10 protein-coding genes are annotated in these 11,242 nt (G+C 61.5%); 7 read left to right on the top strand and 3 right to left on the bottom strand.

Annotated elements, in window-relative coordinates; translation table 11 throughout:
- Positions 1-150 precede the first annotated feature (150 nt).
- The 6 genes from KSS91_RS23215 (at position 151) to KSS91_RS23240 (ending at position 8,063) form a co-directional block, all read left to right on the top strand.
- The gene (locus KSS91_RS23215; RefSeq protein WP_015096634.1) at positions 151-1,674 is read left to right on the top strand and encodes a fumarate hydratase; all 1,524 of its coding nucleotides are present in this window, start codon (positions 151-153) and stop codon (positions 1,672-1,674) included.
- A gap of 162 nt (positions 1,675-1,836) precedes the next feature.
- Positions 1,837-2,055, top strand: a complete 219-nt coding sequence (locus tag KSS91_RS23220; RefSeq protein ID WP_217836239.1) for a hypothetical protein — start codon at positions 1,837-1,839, stop codon at positions 2,053-2,055.
- Positions 2,056-2,534: 479 nt separating this feature from the next.
- Entirely contained in the window at positions 2,535-4,301 is a 1,767-nt protein-coding gene (locus tag KSS91_RS23225) for a sensor histidine kinase (RefSeq protein ID WP_217836240.1), read from the top strand.
- Positions 4,295-5,620: a sigma-54-dependent transcriptional regulator gene (locus KSS91_RS23230; RefSeq protein WP_217836241.1), complete on the top strand. Its 1,326-nt coding sequence runs from the start codon at positions 4,295-4,297 to the stop codon at positions 5,618-5,620. Before KSS91_RS23225 ends, KSS91_RS23230 begins: the two co-directional genes overlap by 7 nt.
- A gap of 290 nt (positions 5,621-5,910) precedes the next feature.
- Complete coding sequence (locus tag KSS91_RS23235; RefSeq protein WP_217836242.1) at positions 5,911-7,230, top strand: MFS transporter; 1,320 nt, start codon at positions 5,911-5,913, stop codon at positions 7,228-7,230.
- 203 nt (positions 7,231-7,433) lie between these two features.
- Positions 7,434-8,063, top strand: coding sequence for a flavin reductase family protein (locus KSS91_RS23240; protein WP_217836243.1), 630 nt, complete (start codon positions 7,434-7,436; stop codon positions 8,061-8,063).
- On the opposite strand, the gene KSS91_RS23245 is transcribed toward KSS91_RS23240, so the two are convergent.
- Together KSS91_RS23245 and KSS91_RS23250 are read right to left on the bottom strand one after the other, a co-directional pair.
- On the bottom strand, positions 8,064-8,294 hold the full coding sequence (locus tag KSS91_RS23245) for a hypothetical protein (protein WP_015096640.1): 231 nt from the start codon (positions 8,292-8,294) through the stop codon (positions 8,064-8,066).
- Between the two features lie 41 nt (positions 8,295-8,335).
- Positions 8,336-8,689: a putative quinol monooxygenase gene (locus KSS91_RS23250; protein ID WP_015096641.1), complete on the bottom strand. Its 354-nt coding sequence runs from the start codon at positions 8,687-8,689 to the stop codon at positions 8,336-8,338.
- Positions 8,690-9,087: 398 nt separating this feature from the next.
- On the opposite strand from KSS91_RS23250, the gene KSS91_RS23255 reads away from it, so the two are divergent.
- Positions 9,088-10,017, top strand: a complete 930-nt coding sequence (locus KSS91_RS23255; protein WP_217836244.1) for an AraC family transcriptional regulator — start codon at positions 9,088-9,090, stop codon at positions 10,015-10,017.
- A 153-nt stretch (positions 10,018-10,170) separates the two neighbouring features.
- Here KSS91_RS23255 and KSS91_RS23260 read toward each other — a convergent pair whose 3' ends face one another.
- Positions 10,171-11,226, bottom strand: coding sequence for an ABC transporter ATP-binding protein (locus tag KSS91_RS23260; protein ID WP_217836245.1), 1,056 nt, complete (start codon positions 11,224-11,226; stop codon positions 10,171-10,173).
- Positions 11,227-11,242 lie beyond the last annotated feature (16 nt).

The raw sequence follows: 11,242 nt of genomic DNA on the forward strand, positions 1-11,242 counted from the left end.
TGCCGCTCAACGAGGCGCGGTATACTGCCGCGCCTTTTTAGCGTCGCGCCAGCATGCCCGGCGTGCCTTGAAAGGTGCTTGCAACCGACCGATGCACCCAAGCTGCAAGCACCTTATTGAATGTTCCCGTCTTTTAGAGGAGCGCGACTCATGACCGTGATCAAGCAAGACGACCTGATTCAGAGCGTTGCCGACGCCCTGCAGTTCATTTCCTACTACCACCCCGTGGATTTCATCCAGGCGATGCACGAAGCCTACCTGCGCGAAGAATCGCCAGCGGCCCGTGACTCCATGGCGCAGATCCTGATCAACTCGCGCATGTGCGCCACCGGCCACCGCCCGATCTGCCAGGACACCGGCATCGTCACCGTGTTTGTCCGTGTCGGCATGGACGTGCGCTGGGATGGCGCCACCATGGGCCTGGACGACATGATCAACGAAGGCGTGCGTCGTGCCTACAACCTGCCGGAAAACGTCCTGCGCGCTTCGATCCTCGCCGACCCGGCGGGCGCTCGCAAGAACACCAAGGACAACACCCCGGCAGTCATCCACTACTCCATCGTTCCGGGTAACACCGTGGAAGTGGACGTGGCGGCCAAGGGCGGCGGTTCCGAGAACAAGTCGAAAATGGCCATGCTCAACCCGTCCGACTCGATCGTCGACTGGGTGCTGAAAACCGTCCCGGAAATGGGCGCCGGCTGGTGCCCACCGGGCATGCTCGGCATCGGCATCGGCGGTACCGCCGAGAAAGCCGCCGTCATGGCCAAAGAAGTGTTGATGGAATCCATCGACATCCACGAGCTCAAAGCCCGCGGCCCACAGAACCGCATAGAAGAAATGCGCCTGGAGCTGTTCGAGAAGGTCAACCAGTTGGGCATCGGTGCCCAGGGCCTCGGTGGCCTGACCACCGTGCTCGACGTGAAGATCATGGACTACCCGACCCACGCCGCTTCGCTACCGGTGTGCATGATCCCGAACTGCGCCGCCACCCGACACGCGCACTTCGTGCTCGACGGTTCCGGCCCGGCCTCGCTGGAAGCGCCACCGCTGGACGCCTACCCGGAAATCGTCTGGGAAGCCGGCCCGTCAGCCCGTCGCGTCAACCTCGACACCCTGACCCCGGAAGACGTGCAGAGCTGGAAGCCGGGCGAAACCGTCCTGCTCAACGGCAAGATGCTCACCGGTCGCGACGCTGCGCACAAACGCATGGTCGAGATGCTGAACAAGGGCGAAACCCTGCCGGTGGACCTGAAAGGTCGCTTCATCTACTACGTCGGCCCGGTCGATCCGGTCGGTGACGAAGTGGTTGGCCCGGCAGGCCCTACCACCGCGACGCGGATGGACAAGTTCACCCGTCAGATCCTCGAGCAGACTGGCCTGCTGGGCATGATCGGCAAATCCGAGCGCGGCCCGACCGCGATCGACGCGATCAAGGACAGCAAGGCCGTGTACCTGATGGCCGTCGGCGGCGCCGCTTACCTGGTCGCCCAGGCGATCAAGAAGTCCAAGGTGCTGGCGTTTGCCGAACTGGGCATGGAAGCGATCTACGAGTTCGAGGTCAAGGACATGCCGGTGACTGTTGCCGTCGACAGCAAGGGCGAGTCCGTACACATCACAGGTCCTGCCATCTGGCAGAAAAAGATCAGTGAGAGCCTGGCGGTGGAAGTGCAGTAAGCACTTAACCGCTGATTAAAAAAGCCGCGCTGTTTGTATGACAGCGCGGCTTTTTTGTACCTTCTGATTACCAACCCCCGGGGACTGGCCTACCATCACTTGCAGTAAATGGTTTTACGCGCACGCACACCCTTGTCGTACCTCGCCAAAGGCCTAGTTTGAATGTCCGTGACCTACCTGCCGCTGGAAGCCTGGAATAAGCATTGGACGCTCGACGGCCCGCTGGTGCGCTGTCGGTTGTGTGGGAGCGCTCAGGACCTCATGGACGCCGGAGCTTTTCGGCATGCACTCGGCTGTAAAGCCTGGGGGCTGCAAGCCCAATACCCCTGCCGTGAACTAGCTGCGCTGCTGCAGCAGAAAATCCAAGCGGGGTTGTTTTGATACGCGCCATTCTCGAGGGCGGAGCCATGTGTGAGTGCTGGTCATTCGAAGCGTTTCGCAGTGAAACGCTTGGGAATATTCTCGGGATAACGCCGTACAAGGCGACTCATAAGCGGCCATTTGCCCGTCGAGTTTCCCCCTGAGCATGGGAAACGTTTCTCCGTGAAACACTCCTGCGTTTTCACCGGCTCACCCTCTACCGAACACGTGGAGCCAATCAGGATACTGGTGACAACCTGTCTGAACAGACCGGGCTAGCCAACAGAATGCATGAAGCACACTTGAACAATGATGATCTGAGCAACTCCGGGAACTCGGTAGTTTCGTTGGGGAAACTGACAGATGAACTGGAACAGATGAGACGAAACATAAATCGTTGAAAGCTCAAGGTATCCACTGGGGCGCAGTGAGATGAGATCTGGCGCAAGATAGTCCGCATGCTATCTTGCGCCTCCTATCTTTTGTCCGATTTACGTTCGATGCTCCCGACTTCTAGATCCCTGCGCCTGGCGCTCTACACCTTGCTAATCATCGCCGGCGCCGCCATCGCCGCGACCCTGGCCATGCGCCACGCCGTGCGCCAGTCAATGGTCGAAGACGCCGCCCGAGCCAATCAGCAACTGGCGCTCTATGCCACGTCGCTGCATACCCTGATCGAACGTTACCGCGCCCTGCCCGCCGTGCTGGCGCTGGACCCGGAGTTGCGCTCGGCACTCAAGGGGACGGTGAGCCCCGGGCAGCAGGATGCGTTGAACCGCAAACTGGAAAAGATCAACGGCGCCGCCGAGTCCTCGACCCTGGAATTGCTCGATCGCACCGGTCTGGCCGTGGCGGCGAGCAACTGGCGTTTGCCTAGCAGTTATGTCGGCCATAACTACGGTTTCCGTCCCTATTTCAACCAGACCCGCACCCAGGGCACCGGGCGTTTTTACGCGGTAGGCGTGACCAGCGGGATTCCCGGCTACTTCCTCTCCAGCGCGGTCAGCGATGACGACGGGCAGTTCCTCGGCGCCATGGTGGTGAAACTGGAATTTCCCGAACTGGAACGCGAGTGGCGCCAGGGCAGCGACACGCTGTTGGTCAGCGACGCGCGCGGGATCATCTTCATCGCCAACCAGCCGGGCTGGCGCTATCGCCTGCTCAAGCCGCTCGGCGACAGCGATCACGCCGAACTCAAGGCCACCCGCCAATACGACAAGCAGCCCCTGACGCCGCTGGAGTTTCAATCATTGCGGCGCTTCGACGACAACAGTGACCTCCTCCGGGTCAATGGCCCGGACGGCAAGGCGGACTACCTGTGGGAGTCCCTGCCGCTGACAGCCGAGGGCTGGACCCTGCATCTGCTGCGGCGCCCGCAAGTCGCCTTCGAAGACAGCCGCAATGCAGCCCTCGCTGCGGCCGGCTTGTGGTTGACCCTGGTGTTTCTGCTGCTGTTTCTCAATCAGCGCTGGCGCATGGCCAAGCTGCGCCAGCGCAGCCGAGAAGAACTCGAACAACTGGTGCAAGAGCGTACCCGCGACCTGCGCACCGCCCAGGAAGGCCTGGTGCAGTCGGCCAAACTCGCGGCGCTGGGGCAGATGTCCGCCGCCCTGGCCCACGAGATCAACCAGCCACTCACCGCCCAGCGCATGCAGTTGGCGACCTTGCGCCTGCTGCTCGACCACGGCCGGGTCGACGACGCCTACAAGGCGCTCAAACCGGTGGATGAAATGCTCACGCGCATGGCCGCCCTCACCGGCCACCTGAAAACCTTCGCCCGCAAAAGCCCCAGCGGTTTGCGCGAACGCCTGGACCTGGCGACGGTGGTGGACCAGTCGTTGCAACTGCTCGACACCCGGCTGCGCGACGAACAGGTCAGCACCGTGTTGCACCTGACCCGTCCGGCCTGGGTGCGCGGCGATGCGATTCGCCTGGAACAGGTGCTGATCAACCTGCTGCGCAACGCCCTCGATGCGATGCAGGACAAACCCTGCAAACGCCTGGAAATCCGCCTCGAAGCCGACGAACAATTGTGGCGCCTGAGCGTGATCGACAACGGTGGCGGTATCGCCGAAGAGAACCTGTCCAAGGTGTTCGATCCGTTCTTCACCACCAAACCGGTGGGCGATGGCCTGGGCATCGGTTTGGCCGTATCGTTTGCCATCGTTCACGAATCCGGCGGGCGCCTGACTGCCGACAATCATGACAAAGGTGCCGTGTTTACCCTGACCTTGCCCATCGACCAGGAGGTGCATGAACCATGCTGAACTCAGTGATGGTGGTGGACGACGAAAGCAGCATCCGCAGTGCCGTCGAGCAATGGTTGAGCCTGTCGGGTTTCGAGGTGCAGCTGTTCAGCCGCGCCGACGAGTGTCTGGCGCAGCTACCGAAGCATTTTGCCGGGGTGATTCTCAGCGATGTGCGCATGCCCGGCATGACCGGCCTGGAACTGCTGGCCGAGGTGCAACGCCGGGATGCCGACTTGCCGGTGATCCTGTTGACCGGCCATGGCGACGTACCGATGGCCGTCGAGGCCATGCGCGACGGCGCCTACGATTTCCTCGAAAAGCCTTTCAGCCCGGAAACCCTGCTCGGCAGCCTGCGCCGCGCCCTCGACAAGCGCCGGCTGGTGCTGGAAAACCGCGCACTGCACGAGCAGGCGGACAACCGCGCCAAACTCGATGCCACGCTGCTCGGCGTGTCCCGTGGCTTGCAGACCCTGCGCCGGCAGGTGCTGGACCTGGCAGCCCTGCCGGTGAACGTGCTGATTCGCGGGGAAACCGGTAGCGGCAAGGAGCTGGTCGCACGCTGCCTGCATGACTTCGGGTCGCGAGCCGACAAGCCCTTTGTCGCACTCAATTGCGCGGCCATCCCGGAGCAACTGTTCGAGGCCGAACTGTTCGGTCACGAGAGCGGTGCGTTCACCGGGGCGTCTGGCAAGCGCATCGGCAAACTCGAATACGCCGACGGTGGCACGCTGTTTCTCGATGAAATCGAAAGCATGCCGCTGGCCCAGCAGGTGAAATTGCTGCGGGTGCTGCAAGAGCAGAAGCTTGAGCGACTGGGTTCGAACCAGAGCATTCGCGTGGATTTGCGCATCATTGCCGCGACCAAACCGGACCTGCTCGACGAAGCGCGGGCCGGACGTTTTCGCGAAGACCTGGCCTATCGCTTGAACGTCGCAGAACTACGACTGCCGCCCTTGCGCGAACGCCGTGAAGACATCCCGCTGCTGTTCGAATCCTTCGCCCAAAACGCCGCCGAACGGCTGGGACGTAAATTTCCACCGTTGAACGGTGCGCAGCTGAGTCACCTGCTGAGCCACGACTGGCCGGGCAATGTGCGCGAACTGGCGAATGTCGCCGAGCGTCAGGTGTTGGGGCTCGGTGAGCCTGTACCGGCGGGGATCGAGCCCGGTCAGTCACTGGCGGCGCAGCAGGAAGCCTTTGAAGCACAGTGCCTGCGCGCGGCGTTGACCCGGCACAAGGGTGATGTCAAGGCGGTGCTTGAAGAACTGCAACTGCCGCGGCGGACCTTCAATGAAAAGATGCAGCGGCATGGGTTGAGCAGGGAGATGTTCCTGTAGCGTCTGAACTGGCCTCTTCGCGGGCAAGCCCGCTCCCACAGTGGGTCTGTGTACGCCGAACATTGTGGGAGCGGGCTTGCTCGCGAAGAGGCCGGCAAAGGCAATACAAATACCCCTCCGAGTAAGCAAATTTCCGCTCATCACCCGCCACAAATAAGCGGATTTCCGCTCACCAAACCTTCTTCCCCCCTCTAGACCGGCCCTCTCCCCCTTGGCACAGCTCCTGCTATAGCCCCTGCAGGCTGCGTTTAAACGCGCTCCACAAAAACAATTAAACGAAGGATCCTTCAATGGATAACTCCAACTCCCTGCCGCTTGGGTCGGCTGCCGTGCCGGCCAAAGCAAGAACCACGTCCAGCCGCATCAAATCGATCTTCAGCGGTTCCGTCGGCAACATGGTCGAGTGGTATGACTGGTACGTCTACGCCGCCTTCTCCCTGTACTTCGCCAAGACCTTCTTCCCCAAGGGTGACACCACCGCCCAACTGCTCAACACCGCCGCGATCTTCGCCGTGGGCTTCCTGATGCGTCCGATCGGTGGCTGGCTGATGGGGCTGTATGCCGACAAGGTCGGGCGCAAAAAGGCCCTGATGGCCTCGGTGTACCTGATGTGCTTCGGTTCGCTGCTGATCGCCCTGAGCCCGAGTTATGAAGTCATCGGCATCGGTGCGCCGATCCTGCTGGTGTTCGCGCGCTTGCTGCAAGGCCTGTCGGTGGGTGGCGAATACGGCACCTCCGCCACTTACCTCAGCGAAATGGCCACCAAGGAACGTCGCGGCTTCTACTCCAGCTTCCAGTACGTGACCCTGATCTCCGGCCAACTCATCGCCCTGGCGGTGTTGATCGTGCTGCAACAACTGCTGACCACCGAAGAGCTGTACGCCTGGGGCTGGCGCATCCCGTTCGCCATCGGCGCGCTGTGTGCCGTGGTGGCGTTGTACCTGCGTCGCGGCATGGAAGAGACCGAGTCCTTCACCAAGAAGGAAAAAGCCAAGGAAAGCGCGATGCGCACCTTGATGCGTCACCCCAAGGAACTGATGACCGTGGTCGGCCTGACCATGGGCGGTACCCTGGCGTTCTACACCTACACCACGTACATGCAGAAATACCTGGTGAACACCGTCGGCATGAGCATTTCCGACTCCACCACCATTTCCGCCGCCACGCTGTTCCTGTTCATGTGCCTGCAACCGATCGTCGGCGGGCTGTCGGATAAAATCGGTCGCCGGCCGATCCTGATTGCCTTCGGCATCCTGGGCACCCTGTTCACCGTGCCGATCCTCACCACCCTGCACACCATCACGACCTGGTGGGGCGCGTTCTTCCTGATCATGGCGGCGCTGATCATCGTCAGCGGCTACACCTCGATCAACGCCGTGGTAAAAGCCGAACTGTTCCCGACCGAAATCCGAGCCCTGGGCGTGGGCCTGCCGTATGCACTGACCGTTTCGATCTTCGGCGGCACCGCTGAATACATCGCACTGTGGTTCAAGAGCATCGGCATGGAGACGGGTTACTACTGGTACGTGACCGCCTGTATTGCCGTGTCGTTGCTGGTGTACATCACCATGAAAGACACCCGCAAACATTCGCGGATCGTCACTGACTGACAGACGTCAGGCAGTTACCGCAAGGGTGACTGCCAAGCCCCTTCGCGAGCAGGCTCGCTCCCACAGGTTGACCGCGTACCCTTGGAGGAATGCGGTCCAATGTGGGAGCGAGCTTGCTCCTACAGGGGGAAGGTCGGACTGGAAATCCGCGGCGCGTGCTTGCACCATGCACGTCTCCCCGCAAGCTCTGGAAACTCTCCCCAATGCCCGACGACATCCACTTCTACGAACCCGCCAACGGTCACGGCCTGCCCCACGATCCGTTCAACGCCATCGTCGGCCCGCGTCCCATAGGCTGGATCTCCTCACAGGATGCCGAGGGCCGCTTGAACCTGGCGCCCTACAGCTTCTTCAACGCCTTCAACTACATTCCGCCGATCATTGGTTTTTCCAGTGTCGGACGCAAAGACAGCCTGAACAACATCGAGCAAACCGGCGAGTTCGCCTGGAACCTGGCCACACGGCCGCTGGCCGAGCAGATGAACCAGAGCTGCGCGATGGTCGGGCCTGAGGTCAACGAGTTCGAACTGGCCGGCCTGACGACCGTTGCCTCGAAAGTCATTCAGGTGCCACGGGTGGCCGAAAGCCCGGTGTCCTTCGAGTGCAGGGTCACGCAGATCATTCAGTTGCAGCGAGCGGACGGCAATGTGGTGCCGAGCTGGCTGATCCTCGGCGAAGTGGTCGCCGTGCATATCGCCAAATGGCTGTTGAAGGATGGGGTATACGACACCGCCGCGGCAGAACCGATTCTGCGCGGCGGCGGGCCGGCGGATTATTTCCAGCTGGGGCCTGAGGCGTTGTTCAAGATGTACCGCCCGGGGGCGGTGAAGTGATCACCAGAGCAGGTCGGCGTCTTCTTTGACGTCCTTGAGGTGGGTCAGCTCTTTGGCCGCTGCCAGGTCGGCGTCATGGGCGGTCTTGAAGATCTGGCCTTCCAGCACTTTGTGAAAACGCGGAGCGCCGGAACCACCCAGCGCCTTGACGGCGATAGCGGCGTGGTAACCACCCTCGCCCGGTACTACAGCGGAAACAGCTTCGAAGTGATCAAAGGCTTTACGTGCCATGTCGCGCATCCTGGCTGATTGAGAATGCCGTCATTAAACCCTCAACCGGCCAGTTTGTGTACCTCCAGTGCGGACTGACCGAGGGCCTGCGCCGCCGAGACATCCTTGAAGGTGTGGAAATCCAGACTGTTGACCACCAGTTCCTGCACCAGCTCGGCAAAAATCTCCATCGCCGGCGTGTTGAAGTAGGCGGTCATGGCCTGTTGATCACTCCAGAAACCGGACACCAGCCACAACTCCGGATCGCATTGCGAATGTTGCAAGCTAAAGCTCAGGCAGCCTGGCGCTGCGCGGGACGGTTCGATCAGGGCGCTGAGACGCACACCGAGTTCCGCAGAGCGCCCGGCGCGCGCTCGAACGAAGGCCATATGACTGACGGGGATTTGCGTGGACATGTTCAACCCTCCCGGGGAGTCGCGTGGCAGCCGGGGGACGGGCTGCGACAGGATCAAAGGTTAAGGGGCTCTGCCCGGGTGCCGTTAGTCGATTCCTGCCGGTGCATTGCACGATCCTGCGAAACTTCACTAAGTAGCTGTAAAACCCTGTCACAGGTTTGCCCTGTAGGAGCTGCCGAAGGCTGCGATCTTTTGATCTTGTTTTTAAGATCAAAAGATCGCAGCCTTCGGCAGCTCCTACTGGGGTTGGTGGGTGGCAGGCACTGCCTGTCATGCGCCGGCATAGAAGTCCCCCCATGCAGAATCAGGCAAGCATCCGGCAGGATGTGTCTACCGCTGCCACTTGCACAAACTTATGCTCTGCTCCATTCCCTCCATGCCTGCCGAGGATGCCGCGCATGACGTCGCTCGATCACTTTCAAGCCCCGCTGGACACCGACATGGAAAAGCAGCGCGCGGAACTGGCGGCGATCATCCGCCGCAACACCGCCGAAGATGGCAGTTATGCCACGGCCATCGGCTCGCTGTTCATGTCCCGCCACAGCCAGTCCCATGAGTTTGCCCCGGTGCTCGCGCAACCGGCACTGTGCATCATGGCCCAGGGGCGCAAGGAAGTTCAGTTGGCCAACGAGTACTTCAACTACGACCCGTTGAACTACCTGGTGGTCTCGGTCTCGATGCCGCTCAGTGGACGGGTGGTGGATGTCTCGGCCGAGGAGCCGATCCTGGCCCTGCGCCTGGACATCGATCCGGCGGAAATCACCGCGCTGATCGCCGACGCCGGCCCCCTCGGCGTGCCCACCCGGCCGACCGGGCGCGGGCTGTATGTCGAGCGGCTCGACACGGCCATGCTGGATGCCGTACTGCGCCTGGCAAGGCTACTGGACACGCCGAAAGACATCGCCATGCTCGCGCCGCTGATTCGCCGGGAGATCCTCTATCGACTGCTGCGTAGCAAACAGGGACATCGGCTGTACGAAATCGCCATCGCCAACAGTCAGAGCCATCGCGTCAGCCAGGCGATCAAATGGCTCAATGGCAACTTTGAACAGCCGTTGCGCATCGATGATCTGGCGAAGGAAGTGAACCTGAGCGTGTCGACCCTGCATCACCGTTTCAAGGCGATGACGGCGATGAGTCCATTGCAGTATCAGAAGCAGTTGCGCCTTCAGGAAGCGCGGCGGTTGATGCTGGCCGAAGGGCTGGAAGCTTCGGCGGCGGGGTATCGCGTCGGGTATGAAAGCCCTTCGCAGTTCAGCCGGGAATACAGCCGGTTGTTCGGGGCGCCGCCGTTAAGGGATCTGGCGCGGTTGCGGTTGAGCATCTGATCCGGAGTTTTCGGTGCGACTACCGACGCCTTCGCGGGCAAGCCCGCTCCCACAGGGATCGTCGGTGTTCACACAATTTGGTGAACACTAAAAATCTCCTGTGGGAGCGGGCTTGCCCGCGAAGAGGCCAGCTCAGGCACTACAAGTTCTGGATCAGGCCCCAAGTACCCGGCAAGCCTCCGCCGGCAAGGTCACCGACACCGGGTGACCGACGCTCAGGCCAAAGCCCTGGCACGGCGTGCTCAGCGCGGTAAACGACACCCCGGAACACTCAACCGTGGTCTCGATGGTCGCGCCGATATCGCGCACGAAGGTCACCTTGCCCAGCAAGCGGTTGCCCGCCGTCGCCTGCGGCGCCGACAGTTGCAGGTCTTCCGGACGAATCAGCATCTTCACCTTTTCCCCTGCCGCAATGCTCGTGCAGATCGGCACTTGCAGCGCATCGCCACCCGGCAGGCTGACCTTGCCGTTGCCCAGCGCCGTGGCCGGGAAGATGTTGCCCGAACCGATGAAGTCCGCGACGAACTCGTTGGCCGGGTGCCGGTAGATTTCAATCGGCGTACCCACTTGCTGCACCCGGTGTTCACCCAGCACGACCACGATATCGGCCATGGTCATGGCTTCGCGCTGGTCGTGGGTCACCATGATGGTGGTGATGTTCAGGCGCTGTTGCAGTTGACGGATTTCCACCTGCATCGATTCACGCAGCTTGGCGTCCAGCGCCGACAACGGTTCGTCGAGCAGGAGGATTTTCGGGTGATTGGCAATCGCCCGGGCAATCGCCACGCGCTGGCGTTGTCCGCCGGAGAGCTTGGCCACCGGACGATCAATCATTTGCTGCAACTGGATCAGCTCCAGCAACTCCACCACCCGCGCCTGCTGGTCAGCCTTGCTGACCCCGCGCAGTTTCAGCGGATAGGCGATGTTCTCGCCCACGGTCATGTGCGGGAACAGCGCCAGGGACTGGAACACCATGCCGAAGTTGCGCAGGTGCGCCGGGGTGTGGCCGATGTCTTCACCGTCCAGGCGGATCTCGCCGCCGGTCAGGGTTTCAAGGCCGGCAATCATGCGCAGCAGCGTGGTTTTGCCACAGCCCGAAGGGCCGAGGAAACACACCAGTTTGCCCTCGGGCAAATGCAGGTTCACATCGGTTACCGCGCAGGCCGAGCCGTAATGTTTCTCGACGTTTTCCAGAATCAGACCAGACATTTGAAGTACCTCAAGA

Source organism: Pseudomonas azerbaijanorientalis (assembly GCF_019139795.1).
In the GTDB taxonomy this organism is placed as follows: domain Bacteria; phylum Pseudomonadota; class Gammaproteobacteria; order Pseudomonadales; family Pseudomonadaceae; genus Aquipseudomonas; species Aquipseudomonas laurylsulfatiphila.